Origin of the sequence: Luteolibacter arcticus, from assembly GCF_025950235.1 — a bacterium.
In the GTDB taxonomy this organism is placed as follows: Bacteria; Verrucomicrobiota; Verrucomicrobiia; order Verrucomicrobiales; family Akkermansiaceae; genus Haloferula; species Haloferula arctica.
The window spans coordinates 39,140-53,813 of record NZ_JAPDDT010000021.1 but is presented as its reverse complement, the minus strand read 5'-3'; the positions used below and the strand labels follow the sequence as shown (position 1 = coordinate 53,813).

The window sequence follows — 14,674 nt, the reverse complement described above, 5'->3', positions numbered from 1 at the left end:
GCAGAGCGGGTTTTCTCGTGCGGTCCTACGTTGAGACCATGAGCGGGTCTCGCTCGGCTCATCCTTCGACGCCCCCTGACAGGGGCGAATCGAGGACCACGGACCCGCAACCGAAACCAACCACCACCATGAAATCCACATTCAGATCCCTCATCCTCGCAGCGTTTGCTGCCGGTCTCACCAGCACCGTGTCCGCCGAGACCCCGGGCAAAGGGACCACCATTCACCTCGGATCCCACAAGGCGGGCACTCAAGAGGAAATCCAGAAGCTCAAGAAAGGCGACCACTATGCCTTGGTCTGCATGGAGTGCGAATCCATGACAGTGAAAGAAGCCGCCGACGACAAGGAAGGAGAGGCTCTTTGTCACGACGGGGGCAGCGTCCACTGCGATTCCTGCAAGAAGAAGTTCACGATCAAGAGTTCGGGCCCTGCAGGAAAAGGATCGACCTCCAAGAAGGTCACCTACGTGAATGCCGATGGCAAACCGTGCATGTTCGTCGTGCCGATCAAAAAGTGACTTCCACTGGTCCGGTTTGAGTCCCCAGGCCCGCAGGTGGACAAGTTCCACATGCGGGTTCTTTGTTTTTTACGTCAAGTGCTCGGGAGGCGGAGGCCACCGGGGATGGTGAGTCAATACCATGCCTGCCAGCAGAAACTCATCCTTCGAAGAAACGTCGAATCTGCCCCGACAACACGTGCACGAAAAAGGGCCGCGGTACTGACCGCGGCCCTTTTTTGAGTGGCGGTCAGCGTGCCATGCTCGGGTGGGCTGAATTGGGAACCGGGTGTTCCTTGCCCGGAGGGCCCATTTGGTGGGTCCCGCTGCCGGACGAGGTGTCGGCGCAGGAACTGGCGAGCAGGCCGAAGATGCCGAGGCCCGAAATCTTCAGGGCGGTGGTAAGGTAGCGTTTCATGTTCATGTCGTTCTGTGTTCAATCGGGACCACGGGAAAGGCAGTGGTCGCCTTCGCTAGGGTCCTTCCAACATTTGCAACCTACCCGAGGAACCTTAGGTGGGCTCCGCATGGGTTCGAAAATTCCGCGCAGTTCTTCCGGTGACGGCAAATCAGCCCGCGCCAGCAGCAAGGGAGGCGAAGGTCGACAGCCAGAGACGCAACTGGTTGGAGGCCATGCAAGCCGTCGAGGTGCGGTCGGCGAACAGATCGAGTTGTTGCTCCTGATTTAACGATGGTTATCCGCTTTTTGCTCCGCTAGTGCCACCTAGGAACCAAAGAAAACAAGGATTCCATACCAAGAGGATTTCCAACGGTAGAACGAGCGCTGAGTCATCCGTTGGTTTCTGTTAGTTTCCTTTGTCGTCTCCAGCGCCAGGCGAAAAAGGCGGCCCATAAAAGCGCAACCAGCGGAATGCTCACCGCGTCGTGGACCTTCACAAATTTTAGAGCGCCCGCGCTCCAATGTTGTTCCAATTCAGCGGGCGTGAACAGGTGCTTCTCATGCTTGAAGCCCGCCTGCGTAGCCGTTCCTCCCCAGCTCAAATACGTCGTTCTTTCCAGCCGAACGATGGATACACCCGGCGGAACTACCAGGGCCGTGGTAAACCGACCAGAAATCCTCGAGCTCCAACCAAGGAACCCCAAGACAAGGATTCCAAACCAAAAGCATTTCCAGCGGATGAAGCGGCGCGGGGTCATGCGGTGCCGGATCCTTGGGAGTCCTTGGGGCAGCAGCAAGTCCGAGGCACCGTTTGGAATTACCTAGCATACCCAAAAGCGGGCGCGCCCTCGAAAGAACGGAAGGCGCGCCCGGAAGACAGGTCATTGTTGGAAGACGGTGGAGACCTCGCTGTCGAGGAGCGCGCGGCGCCAGATCTTCACCTCGTCGATTTTTCCGGTGAACCAATTCGGCCAGATGGTGCCGAAGGTGCCGTCGGTGGCGACTGCGGTTGGCTTGGCCGCATCCAGGGATCCGATCGCGCTCAGCGAGCGGGTGGCGACCAGCGAGCCATCGTAGAAGAGGCGGGCCAGATTGGTCGAGCGGTCGTGGACGACGCAGAGCTGGTGCCAATTGCCGTCACTGAGTTGTGAGGCCGGTCCGTCGTAGTCGGCGCGGTCGGTGCCGTCGCCGGCGTTCCATTGCCAGCGGCCGTCGGGTCCCGCGCCGATGAACCAGCCGGTGTTGGTGCCGCTGTTCCAGTCCTTGTTGGAGAGGATGGCAGGGTCGTTGGCGCTGCCGGTAGGGCGATTGTCAGGGAAGGTGCCGCTATGATTCACCCACACCGAAACGGTGAAGCTATCGGTGGCGCCGAATTGAAGGGCGGCCGGTTGGCCGAGGCTCACATACTGGTGCGGACTGGTGGTGTCGGTGAATTGCAGGCACTGGCTGCTCTTGCCGGCGACATAGGACGGGCTGCCATTGATCGTGCCGTGATTGCCATTGCCGGAGGCGTCCTGTGCGCTGCTGTCGAAGGGCAGGTGGAGGACGAGCTGGTCATTCAGATTTCCGGCGACGCTCGCGGTGGCGGAGCGGATCTCCGAAGCTCCCACGAAGGTGATCTCATAGGCATGGGTGCCGACGCCGGGGGTGTCGGTGAAGGTGGTCACGCCGGTAGCAGGTGACGCGATGAGCACGCCATTGCGACGGATCTGATAGCCGGTGAGGCCGGGCAAGCCGCCGGCGGGTAGCACCCAGTCCAGGTCCACGGAATTGCCGGTGGTGGCAGCGAAGAAATACGGCGGCAGGCCGAAGGGGGGGCTCGCCCAGCCCCACGATCCGGTGACCGGCAGGCCGAGGTATTTCATCGTGGTGGGCGGCACGGCGGTTTGGCCGGGCGACTCGGTGCTCAGGTGCGGGGCATTCACGCTGCCGCCGCTGACCAGCATGCTGATGGTGCGCTCCCCATCCGACTGGCCGCCATGGCTGGTGCTGCTGCCACCGTGGTCGGAAGTGAGGAGGACGAGCCACTTCTCCTGCGCAGCCTGAGGGCGCGCATTGATGGCGGCCATCACCGAGCCGATGTGGCCATCCACGGCTTGGATCGCATTGATGTAGGAGCTGTTGGAAATGTTGAAGCCGGTGGAGTGGCCGGCTCCGTCCACCTGGTCGAAGTGCAGGAACAGCACATCGGGATTGGCCGTGGCGAGGTGGGCCACGGCCTTGTTTTTTACATCGAGATCGCGGTCGGGATAGGATGCGCCGGTGGCCTTGACGTGGTAGTTCACCGAGGAGGCCACCTTCGAGACGAGGTAGTCCTCGATGGCACCCCAACTGACGATGCTGGAAAGGTAGGAATTCGGTTTGGCCGCCTTGATGCGCTTGAAGAAATGCGGGTAGTTGGTGGAGACGGAGTTCTTGTAGGCGGCGAAGCCGTTGTCCACGATCTTGTGCTTGTCGGTCCACACCCCGATCGTGATCGAGCCCCAACCGGGGCCGCTGATCGTGGGCTGTTGGGTCGAGGTGCCGAGGACGCCGCCGGCATAGGCGTTGTGGGTGACCACTCCTTGTGCGATCAGGGCGTCGATGTTCGGTGTATTGGCGGCGATCATAGCATCCGGGCGGAGGCCATCGATGCCGATGATGAGGACGCGCTTGCCAGCGAAGTCATTGCCGGCACCGGGGCCGGCGGCGAATACGGGGGAGACGAGTGCCATCAGGGCGATGGCGGTAGATCGGAGCGGGGTGTTCATTGGTTTTTTCGGGTTTCGGGATGGGACTCCGCGAGCGGGGTCCGGTTTTCTTCGTCTTCGCCCGGCAGATTGGCGGGCGAGGTGGGAAGGAGTCGTTCGATGCGGGTCAATTCGGCCTGGGAAAGGTCCTTGAGAGTGTCCGGCGGGAAGCGGTCGATCCACTGCCGCAGCATTGGGAGGTCGCTGACCCCGGCGTGGGAGAAGACCGCGAGGAGGAGGTGATCCGCGTCTTCACCGCCGTTCATCGCTTCCACCGCGAATTCCGCAGCGGCCAGGGGTGCCTGCTTCGACCACTCGCGGGAGATTTCCAGAAGGGCGCTGCTCCGCTCGGGTGATGCGGGGATGGTCAGGGCATGGCGTGCGGCGCTGGCGGGATCGCGGTGGGCCCAGTCGCGAAAGCACTCGCGGGTCAGGTCGGCGCGATCCAACTCGTCCGCCAATTCCAGCGCGAGCAGCGGATGATGCGAAACCAAGACGCGTGGCAGTCTGGCGAGGGCGGCTTCGCGATCCGCTGGCAGCGTAAAGTGGCGGGCCCAGGCGATGGCGGCGGGGGCATCGTGCGCGGCCCATCCGGCGGCGACTGCCGCGATCAGGTGCCTGCGGCTTTTCGTTTCCGGCAGGGTGTCGATCCATGCCGCCGCGCCGACGGGATCGGCTTCCGCCCACCGGCCGGCAAGGATTTGGGCGTAGAGGGAACCGCGCCGTGAGTCGGAGAGGCGGTTCAGGATTTCCGGGATGTCCTCGGATGAAATCTCCGCTGCGAGCACGGCTTCCTGACGATTCCGCCGCGCGACATCCGGGATTCGTAGTACTTGGCCGATCCTCTCGATCTCCCGGTCGATGCAATCCAGTTCCGAGGGCTGGGCTTGAGCGGGAGTTCGCTCAATGGGACCCGCGTCCTTGCCAAGCCACAGGATCGCCAGAGCGGCAGCGGCTGCCAAGGGAGGCAGCGCGAGAAGCCAGCGGGTGTGTAGGCCTGGAGATACCGGGACGACGAGCTTCATCGAGAGATGGCGTTATCCCCAGATAGGGGAGCCGTCCCGGTGATGCATTGGCATTGCTGCCGCGTTTCCTGTGGAAATGCCCAAACCCCGGTATTCCCTTGAGTATTCGCCAACCGACGGAGCCGTCAAAAATTCACCCCTGGCGCCGGCGGCGGAGCAGCAAGAGCATGCCGAAGGAGCCGATCAGTGCGGCGGCTCCCGGCTCGGGAATGATGACCAGGCCGATCTCGCCGGCCGTGGAGGTGTCCAGTTCCCACGAGCGGTCGCCTTCGAGCGTGGGCATCACGCCGAGCTCGAGGATGTTGTTAGTGAGTGTGCCGCCGTAGGTCAGCAGGGTCCAGCGGGTGCCCGTGGCGGCACTGTCAAACGAGCTGCTGCCGGTGATATTGAGGATGCCATCGAGCGTGAGGTCGCCCGCGACGGTGACGAGGTCATTGACGCCGAGGCCGAGCGCGAGGGGTGCGGAGGAGTTGAGCTCCCAATTCAGGTTCGCGGTGGCTTGCAGCATCAGGCTGCCGGCGAGGCTGAGGGTGCCGGCGCTGTTCCCGGGCGAAAGGGTGCCATCGATGGTGACATTGCCACCGATGAGTCCGGCGGTCGCGCTTCCTCCGCCGAGGGTGCCGCCACTGCCGACGGTGACCGCACCGGTGCCGATCGCGCCATCGACCAGCAGGGTGCCGCCGGTGATGTTGGTGGCGCCGGTGTAGGTGTTGGTGCCGCTCAAGCGCATCGTGCCATCGCCCGCCTTGGTGAGCGGGTTATTGCCATAGGTGGCGTTGGTGATTTCCGATGAGACATCAAGGTCGATGCCCGAGGCGGTGGTGCCGTCGGCGACGGTGAAGGTGACACCGGTGCCCTGGCGGAGCGTGAGCTTAGTGCCACTGATGGTGGCGGTGGTGGAAGAGGCGAGAGTGTTGACCGCGGAGCTGCCCTGAAAGAAGTCGATATTGCTGCCCGCGATGCCCGTGACGCTGCCACCGGTCAGGTTGATGACGGCATTGCCAAGCGTCTGATTGGCGGTGGTGGCGACGTGGAGCGTGCCGCCGGCGTTGACGTTGATCGTGCTGAGACGGTCGGTGCCGGTGCCGTAGCCGGTGACGTCTGCGGCGCTGAGACGCAGGGTGCCGCCGTTGTTGATGGTGGCGGTACCGCGGATGACGCCGCCTGAACCGCCGGTGGCGGTCAGGTCGAGCACGCCGCCATTGATGGTGGTGCCGCCGAGGTAGGTGGCTTGCTTGGCGAGGGCCATGGTGCCGCCGCCGATCTTGTTGATGCCGCCGGCCGCCCCGCCCATGCTGCCGGGATTGTCGAGGGTCATGCTCACCGTGAGGTCGGCGCTGGCATTGCCGGTGACGTCGGCGACGTCGAAATTCTGCACGCCCTGGAGGTGGATACCGCCGGTGCCATTCATCACGGAGCCGGTGGTATTGCCGCCAGTGTTGGCGACGGTGACGGTGGCCGCGCCGGCGGTGGTATTGGCCAGCAGCACGTCGAAGCCGGTGAGGACCCGGTTCGAAGTCCAGGTGGCACCGTTGGAAAGGGTCACGTTGCCGATGCGGCTGTCCATAGAGCTGTTGATCAGCCAGGTGCCGCCGTTGACGGTGATCAGGCGCGAGGCATTCACGGCGTCGCCATGGCCGGCCACGAACATGTTGGTGGCGCCCGTTTCCAAGGTCGCGCCGGGACCGACGGTGAGGCCGGAGGTATTGCGCAGGGTGCTGGAGACGAGCAGGCGGCCTTCGTTCACGGCGATCGGGCCGGAAAGAGTCTTGGCGGTGGAGAAGGTGACGAGGCCGGCACCGGATTTGACGACGCTGCCGGTGCCGGAGATGTCGCCGGAGACCGTGGCGGTGAAGGTCGCGTTGCTCTGCAGCGTGCTGGTGGTGGACGCGTTGGCCACCATCACGGTGGACCAGGTCGAGTTGTCGGTCGCGCGGAGAGTGCCGCCGTTGAGAATGACGGTGTCGGTGGTGGAGGCGGCGGCGGTGCCACCGGCTCCGATTTCCACGAGGCCGTTGGTCGAGACGGTGAGCGTCATGTTGCCGGTGCTCGGCGCGGCGCCACCGCCGTTGCCGTTGCCATCGAGTTGGATGCCGTAGGACTTGAACGTGGCGCTGCCGGCACCGCCGCCGACGATCATGTCGCCCTGGCCATCCCAGCCGACGGTGACAACGCGGGCAGAGCCGGTGTTTGCGGAGAGGCCGGTGGCATCGAGCACGCCGCCGGAGAGGTTGTAGCTGCTGCCGGCATTGACGCCATTGTTCCAGTGGCCGATGCGGAAGCCGGTGCCGCCGGAGAGCACATTGACGGTGCCGCCGGTCTGGACGATGCGGCCGGAGGTATTCGAGCCGTCGCCGAGGTTCAGATACTGGGTATTGAGCGTGCCGCCGGTGATGTTGAAGACGCCGCTGTTGTTGTTGAGCGCGACGGCCGCGGCGGTGGTGGTGCCGGAGTTCAGGTTGATCGTGCCGTTGCCGCTGAGCCGCAGCGTGCCGGTGTTCACCGTGGCGCCATTGATGTTGAGGATGCCGGTGGCGTTGTTGTTGAAGACGTTGCCGGCGGTGACATTGGCGGTTGAGGAAAGTACGAGGGTTCCAGTACTTTCCACGCTTACGTTGCCGAGGGCGTTGGAGCCCATGTTAACCGTGCCACCGAGGGTAGTGGTGCCGCTGGCGCTGGTGCGCACCTTGGTGCCGCTGCCGGTGAGGTTGCCATTGACCGTGAGGGAGGCATAGCCGGAGTCGAGCGACAGCGTGTTGGTGCCGGCGATGGTGGCGCCGTTCGCGAGGGTGAGGGCGGTAGAGCCGTTCTCGGCGGCGAGCGTGGCACTGCCGCCGACGGCGATGGTGGCGGTGCCGAGGGCGTTGTTGTTGCTCTTGATGCGCAGGGTGCCGCCGTTGAGGTTGATGGCGGACCAGGTGTTGGTGGCGGTGTTCTGGATCGAGGCATCGCCGGCGGCCACAGTGAGGGTGCCGGTGAGCGCGTTGGCCCCGGTTTGGAACAGCGTGTTGCCGGCCTGATGCGAGTAGGTGCCGGAGTAGCCGGAAAGATTGCCGGTGAGTGCCAGGGTGCCGCCGTCGGTCTTGTTGAAGGTACCGCTGCCGGTGACGACCCCGCCATAGGTCATGGTGAAGCCGGTCCAGACGTGGAATCCGCCGCCACCGCTGCCGAGGTTGATGCCGCGGTTGGAATTGAGGGTCATGGTGACCCCGGTGGTGAGGTTGCCGCCCTGGATGCGGCCGCCGTTCATGAGGGTGATGGCATCGGCAGTCGCGACTCCCGGCGTCGCGCCGAGTGAACCGTCACCGGCGATGCGCAGCGAACCGCCATCGACGGTGACCTTGCCGGTGAAGCCGGTGCTGGCGGTGTTCGCGAGCACGACGAAGGTGCTGCCGCCCTGGATGGTCAACGGGCCGCTGCCGCTGAGTGCGCCGGTGACATTGATCTGCGAGCCGGTGTAAACGACATTGCCGGCATTGATCCGGCCGCCGCCGCTGCCGACGGTGATGGTGCCGCCCCACGTGGAAGCGGTGCCGCCCTGCGAGTAGATCCCGCCGCCATTGGACAAGGTGACGGCGGATTGGATGGTGCGGCCATTGTAGGCCCCGACCCACGCCCCGCTGGTATCCACTTCGATGGTGTAGTTGGCGGTGTTGGCACCGGTGAAGTTGTCCTCGAAGGAAAGCGAGCCACCGGAGATGCGCAGGGTGCCGCTGGCGATGAGCGGGACAGACGAGCGGATGTTGAAATTGCCGGTGCCGGTCTTGGTGAGCGTGTTGCCGTTGAGCGTGAGCGTGCCGTCGGCGCGGGTGTCCCAGCGGTTGCCTTCGCCGGTGCCGCCGGATGCGACGGTGGCATTGCCGGAAAGCGTGAGGTTGCGAATGCCTGAGTTGCCGAGCAGGGCAGCGCCGGAGTTGAAGATCGCGCCGCTGCCGCCATTGCCGGTGCCGGCGATGGTCAGGTCCATGGTATTGGACGAGCGATTGATGCCGGAGAGATCGATCGCACCGCCCGAGCCGACCGAGACGAGGTTCCCCGCTGCCTGGCTGCCGAACGAGGTGGCGGCAGTGCCGACGACCGTGCCGAGATTGACCGCGACCTTCGAGCCGGCGGCGGTGGTGATGCCGCCGAGGCTGAAGCTGCCGGTGCGATTGAAGGCCAGCGTGCCGGCCGCGCCGAGCGTCATGGTTCCGCTGCCGAAATTGCCGGTGGCGCCGCCGTTGCCGATTTGCAACACGCCGGCGCTGACCGTGTTGGCTCCGCTGTAGGTGTTGCCCTTGGCAAGGACGACCGTGCTGTTTTGGTTCAGCGTCAACCCGCCGGTGCCATCGATGACGGTGTCGAAGGTCAGGCTGTGGGCGTTGTTGCCCCAGACTTGGATGGTGTTGCCGTTGGTGAAGAGATTGGCGCCATTGATCAGCAGGTCGCCTTCCGCCGGATTGAACTCGCCGGTCTTTGGCTGGCCGGCATTGAGCGCGAGCGTGAGGGAGACCGTTTGCAGGCTGGAGCTCTGGTTTTCGATCCGCCCGAAGAGGTCGATATTTGCTCCTGTTAGAGTGAAGGCACCGGCACCGGTGGCGAAGTCGAGGTTCCGGAAGTCCACCCAGTCGGCGTAGTTATTGTTCGACGTCGGCCGTGTGCTACCCGCGAAGGTGAGGTCCACGGTGTTGCCGGTGCCCGGCGTTCCGTCGGGATCCCAGTTGTCGGCGGTTTGCCAATCGTTGTCCGCACCACCGCCGTCCCAAAGGGTGCCGGCGTGGATTTGCGGGGATAAGCCGAGGGCGGCCGTCGCGAGGGCGAGACGGAGGAGAGTTTCGCGAGTTTTGGTCATCGGGGAGGCGTGAGAACCGCTGCGAGAATGACTGGTATGATCTGTTTTTGAAGGAATTTAAGTCAAAATGTGACAAGTGAGTAACGGTGACGCCTCGTTTTCAAACGCATTCGCAGGAACGTGCGTCTGGCGGCACAAAAAAGGCCGCCCGGATTGCTCCGGGCGGCCGTGAGGAATGAGGCGGCTCAGGGGATATCGACCCGGAGGCGGGCGAACACCTTACCCGTCGTGAGATTGCGCGGGATCTTGACCGTGACGCGGGCGATGCCTGTGCCGAAGCCGTTGGGATCTTCCGCGATAATGACTCCGCTGACGTTGTGTTCCGCCTTGGTCCATGAACTCAAGGTGGTGCCGTACTGGACGTAAGGCTGCTGCGCAACCGGCATGCTCGCCGACGCGGTGGTGCGGCGATAGACCACGGTGAGGTAGTTAGGATCGGCGGGCAGGATGGCCGCAGTCGGCAGCAGGCTGTTGGAATCGGAGCCCGGACCGGAAGGATCGCCGCCAATGACGAATTCGATGCCATTGGCGATGCCGTCAGCGTCGGAGTCGACGCCGCCGCCGGAGACGCCGTTGGCCGATGCCCACGAGTCGAAGGGCGAGCCGCCCGCGGTGGTGACCACCAGCGAGCCCGTGCCGGTGATGATGCCCGGATGGCTGGTGGCATTGTAGGTGCCGACAGCCAGGCCAACGCCATTGATGAAGAGCGAGTGCACGGTGTCGTTGGTGCCGTGGATCAGGTTGAGGACCGCTCCCGAGGCGATGTAAACATCGGCGGCGTTGGCCAGGGTGGCGGTGGCCAAGGTCAGGCGCCCGGCATCGACCCTGGTGTTGCCGGAGTAGGTGTTGGCGCTGTTCAGGAGCAGGGTGCCAACGCCGGTCTTGGTCAGGCTGCCGGTGCCGCTGACGACGCCGGTCAGGGTGACGTCACCGGAGTTGCCATTTCCATCCACGCCAGCGACGCCGGGCGTGCCAACCATGGTCGAGGTGTCGATGGTGGCCGGTCCGGCAAGGGTGATCGCATTCGAGAACGAGTAGCTGTTGCTGGTGGTGAGGCGGGTGCCGAGGGCGCCATCGGTCAGCGCGACGTAGTCAGCCACATTGGTGCTGGTGCCGCCGGCCTTGATGCCAATGCCGATGCCTGCGGTTGCCCAGGCACCCACGCCACCGGAGGCACCTCCGATCTGATAGGCGCGCACGTCGATGGTATACCAGCCATCGTCCGGAGCGCTGAAGGTGCCGGTGGTGACGGCGTTGTACACCGCGTCGTTGATGATGGGGGTTCCGCTGATGGTGACCGCGGCTCCGTCGTCAAAATTTTCAGCGAAGGTCCACTGGCCCGCGGTCAGATAGATCTGGCCGTGATAGACGTGGGTCATGTTGGCAGGAATCACGTCGCCGGTGGCTGCGTGAAGCGTCGCCAGATTGTTGGTGGTGACGTCGGTGGTCAGCGTGCCGGTGGTGAGACCATTGGCGGCCAGCGGGGTGAAGTTCGTGCCGGAGTTGTCGAAGCGCAGGGTGCCGCCATTGATCGACACCGGTGCGGTGGCGAGCGCGGCGGAGTGGCCGACGGTGGTGACGCCCCCATTGATCTGGACCGCGCCGGTGAAGCCTGCGCTGCTACGGCGCAGGGTGACATCGGCGCTGCCGGAGGTGCGGAACGTGCCGGTGCCGATCAAGGCCCGGTTCGGCAATGCTGTGCCAGCTGCAAGCGTGCGGCCGAACAGACCGGCACTGGTGATTTCCACGGTGCCGCCGCTGATGGTGATTGCCCCGGGCGAGCTGATCGGGCCGGACAGGGTGAAGGTGCCGGTGCCGATCTTGGTGAGATTGAGGTGATCGGAAACCAGTGGCCGCCAGGTGCCGGAGAAGGTGCTGGAGACGTTGCCATTGCCCACCGTCAGGGTGGGCTTGCCGGCGATCGGCTGCAGGAAACCGGTTCCGGTGAGCCCCGCTATGGTATCCGCCAGGTAAACCTGGAAGATCGCATTGGCACCCACATCGACCGTGGCAGTGTCCGGGATCGAATTGGCACCGAAGGTCTGGAAGATGGTGTCGGCGTCGCGGATCAGGAGGTTGCCGGCGTAGGTGTTGTTGCCGGACATGGTGACGCGTTTCCCGCCATCGATGGTGAGATTGCCGGTGCCGGTGATCGCACCGGTGAAGTGCAGGCGGTCGGTGGTGCCCGAGCGGATCGTCAGGTCGCGCTGGAGGGCGATGTTCCCGGTGAATTCGGTGTAGGAACCGCCGGTGCCGGAATAGCCGAGGAGGGCGCTGCCGGTGGCGAGCGAAGAGATGGTGATGTTGTTCGGGATGTTCCGGCCGTTGGTGAGACGGAGCTCGACCGGCGAGTTGCCGGTGGCGGCATCGCCAAGGGTGACGCTGCCGGTGCCGAGGCCGCCATTGACTCCGGTGATGACGATGGTGCCCTCGCTGATGATGGTGCCGCCGCTGAAGGTATTCGGCGCGCTGATCGTGAGGGTGGAGCTACCGGTCTTCAGCAGCGAGCCGAGGCCGGAGATGAAGTTTCCGGTGCCACCGGTGATGGTGTAGTTGTTGGTGTCGGAATCGACCGTGATCTTGTTCGGTGCCAACTCGCCGGTGATGGCCACGGCGGGGACGGCCGAGGTGTCATCGAAGCGGACGGTGTCACCCCAGAAGAAGGTGTTGCTGCCGCCATTCGACCAGCCGGAGGTGGCATTGAGATCCCACAGCCCGCCGCCGGTGCCGGTCCAGGTGAGGTCGGCGTTGTTGATGGTCAGGCTGATGACGCCCGGATTGAAATTGACCGAGGCCGAGCGGTAATTCGCCGCGCCGGGCAGGATCAGATTGCTGGCGTTGCCGGAGAGCGTGCCGCTGTAGGTGAGGAGGTTGGTGGTGCCGCTGAACGGGGTTCCCAGGCTGATGACGGACGTGCCGTTGAGGGTCAGATTACCGCCGACGTGGAAGGCTCCCGTCGTGGTGTGATTGACGCCTAGGGTGGCACCAGAGGTGACGCCGAGCGAGAGCGCACCGCTGGTCGAGCCTTCGCCGGTGAAGGTCACGCCGTCGTTGATGTCGACAATCGAGAAGGCATTCGAGCCGGTGAGTGAGAGGACGCCGGCATCGGGGAACAGGTTGCCGGTATGGGTGTTGTTACCGGACAAGACAAGGGTGCCTGCACCGGATTTCCGGATGGTGGTCGAGCCTCCCAGAGCCGGGCTGATGGTGCGCGTGCCGGCAGGCTGGCTGAACTCGAACGTGCCCCCCGTGGCGGTGTCGGTGACGTTCACCGCGCCGGTGCCGGTGAAGGCACCGGTGGAGAGGATGGTGGAGCCATTGACGTCGATCACCGAAGTGGTCGCGGCGGTGGCATTCATCGGTGCCGCCCAAGTGGAGCCTGAGGTGGCTTTCAGGGTGCCACCGGACAGATTGAGCTGGCTGCCCGCGGTGCCATCACTGGAGATGCCGCCCGCGCCGACCTCGATGGTGCCGCCCGTCAGATTGACGATGCCGGGTTTGTCCTGGCCGCCGGCATCGACGTAGAGTCTCCAGGCCTTGGCGAGGCCGGTGTTGCTGACGTTGAGAGTGCCGGCACCATCCCAGCCGACGTTGAGGGCGACGTCGATGGCGCTCACGTCGAGCGTGCCGCCCGAGAGATTGTACACGGAGCCCGGGGTGTTGGCACCGTTGTCCCAGTGGCCGATGCGGAAGCCATTGCCGCCGGTGGCGATCTTCACGGTGCCGCCGGTTTGGTTGACGGCACCGGCGTTGTTGCCGCCGTCACCGATATTCATGAAGCGGGTTTCCAGCACGGCACCCGGCTGGACATTCAGCGTGCCGATCACCGCGGTGGCGCTGTTGCTCGGAGTGCTGGAGAGGGTAATGGCACCGACCAGGACGTCCGCTCCGGAAGCCAGGGTGATGGCGCCGGAGGTCGCCTGCAGCGTGCCGGTGTTGTTCGCCACGCCGAAGATGTTGTTGATGGTCATCACATCGCCGGCATCGGTGCCCTGCCAGATGAGGGCCGAGCCTGCGTTGGCATAGGTGATGGGCGTGGCGAGCGTGAATGAGCCGTCAAGCTGGTAGCGCAGGACGCCTGCTCCCGTGGCATCACCAAGGGTGGCGCCGGAAGCATTGGCCAGCGGGTTGGCGGTGAGGACGCCGTTGCCTGCCTGTAGCGTGCCGCGTTCGACAAGAAGCGCGCCGGTAAAGGCCGAGCCATTGCCGGCGTAGATCGCGGTGCCGCCATCGGTGCGGCGGATGCTGCCGGAGCCGGAAAGCGTGCCGGTGAGCGTGGAGGTCGCCGCTCCGTAGTTGCGAAACACGCCACCATTGGCCTCGATCTGGAGATTCCGGGTAAAGGTGCCGGTGTTGTTGAAGAGGAGGCCACCGCCATTCAGCACCACGCTGTTGGCCGCATCGCCGAAGATCGAGGTGTAGCCGACAACCCCCGCGGTGATGGTCGTGTTGCCGGTGAAGGTGTTCGCGCCGGTAAGGGAGAAGATGGTATTCGAGCCCCCACCCGTGGCGGAGGTGTCGCCGTTCGCGGCAATGCTCAACCCGCCCGAGCCGATGATGGCGGAGGAGATCGTCTTGGAGCGACCGGTGGTGCCGGCCGCTGCCGAGGCATCCAGAACCAAGCCGCCGGTGGCCATGTCGATGGTCCCGCCGGTAATGTTGTGAACGGTGCTGTTTGTGGCACCGTTGAAGGTGATGGAATTCGTCTGGACCGTTCCGGTGACCGTCACGTTCCAGGTGCCTGCGGCTTCGGTGCCGGCGGAGAAAATGGCGGCCTGGCCATTGGTCCAGCCGACGGTGGCCACGTCGCCTGCGGGCGCGGCGGACCAATTCGTGCCGGTATTCCAAGCTGCGGCGCCCGGGGTGCCTGAGCCGGCGGTGGCGGCGTTTATATCAAAGTAGAGCTGCGCGTGGGCCGTGGTGACGGTGGTGAGCAGCGCGGTGTGGAGGAGTGTTCTGCGGAGTGTCGAGGAATCCATTTGGGTTGAGTCGAGGTCGTCCAAAGCAATGGGCGAGCTTCTCCGGGACGGCAATTAAATAGGATTTAAGACCGAAAAAATGATGTTAGTATCACAATCGTGAGTGAAATGTTGCGAGAGTCGGTCAATTTGGCGAAGTAATTGACTATTAGTGCCAACCGTCTTATCGGGGACCAGGGTTAGATTTGTCCGGGTTTGCGCGTTTCCCCGGGA

7 protein-coding genes are annotated in these 14,674 nt (G+C 64.3%); 1 reads left to right on the top strand and 6 read right to left on the bottom strand.

The window, feature by feature from the left end:
• Positions 1 to 128 precede the first annotated feature (128 nt).
• The gene (locus OKA05_RS26455) at positions 129 to 518 is read left to right on the top strand and encodes a hypothetical protein (protein WP_264490231.1); all 390 of its coding nucleotides are present in this window, start codon (positions 129 to 131) and stop codon (positions 516 to 518) included.
• Positions 519 to 747: 229 nt separating this feature from the next.
• Here OKA05_RS26455 and OKA05_RS26450 read toward each other — a convergent pair whose 3' ends face one another.
• The 6 genes from OKA05_RS26450 to OKA05_RS26420 form a co-directional block, all read right to left on the bottom strand.
• Positions 748 to 915 carry a hypothetical protein gene (locus OKA05_RS26450; RefSeq protein WP_264490230.1) on the bottom strand — a complete coding sequence of 56 codons (168 nt, stop codon included), beginning with the start codon at positions 913 to 915 and terminating at the stop codon, positions 748 to 750.
• Positions 916 to 1,286: 371 nt separating this feature from the next.
• Entirely contained in the window at positions 1,287 to 1,655 is a 369-nt protein-coding gene (locus OKA05_RS26440) for a hypothetical protein (protein ID WP_264490229.1), read from the bottom strand.
• A 123-nt stretch (positions 1,656 to 1,778) separates the two neighbouring features.
• Complete coding sequence (locus tag OKA05_RS26435) at positions 1,779 to 3,647, bottom strand: LamG-like jellyroll fold domain-containing protein (protein WP_264490228.1); 1,869 nt, start codon at positions 3,645 to 3,647, stop codon at positions 1,779 to 1,781.
• A complete protein-coding gene (locus OKA05_RS26430) occupies positions 3,644 to 4,651 on the bottom strand; it encodes a hypothetical protein (RefSeq protein WP_264490227.1) in 1,008 nt (335 codons plus the stop codon). The genes OKA05_RS26435 and OKA05_RS26430 overlap by 4 nt, the downstream gene beginning before the upstream one ends.
• A gap of 133 nt (positions 4,652 to 4,784) precedes the next feature.
• On the bottom strand, positions 4,785 to 9,482 hold the full coding sequence (locus OKA05_RS26425) for a beta strand repeat-containing protein (RefSeq protein ID WP_264490226.1): 4,698 nt from the start codon (positions 9,480 to 9,482) through the stop codon (positions 4,785 to 4,787).
• Between the two features lie 185 nt (positions 9,483 to 9,667).
• Complete coding sequence (locus OKA05_RS26420) at positions 9,668 to 14,461, bottom strand: beta strand repeat-containing protein (RefSeq protein ID WP_264490225.1); 4,794 nt, start codon at positions 14,459 to 14,461, stop codon at positions 9,668 to 9,670.
• Positions 14,462 to 14,674: the final 213 nt, after the last annotated feature.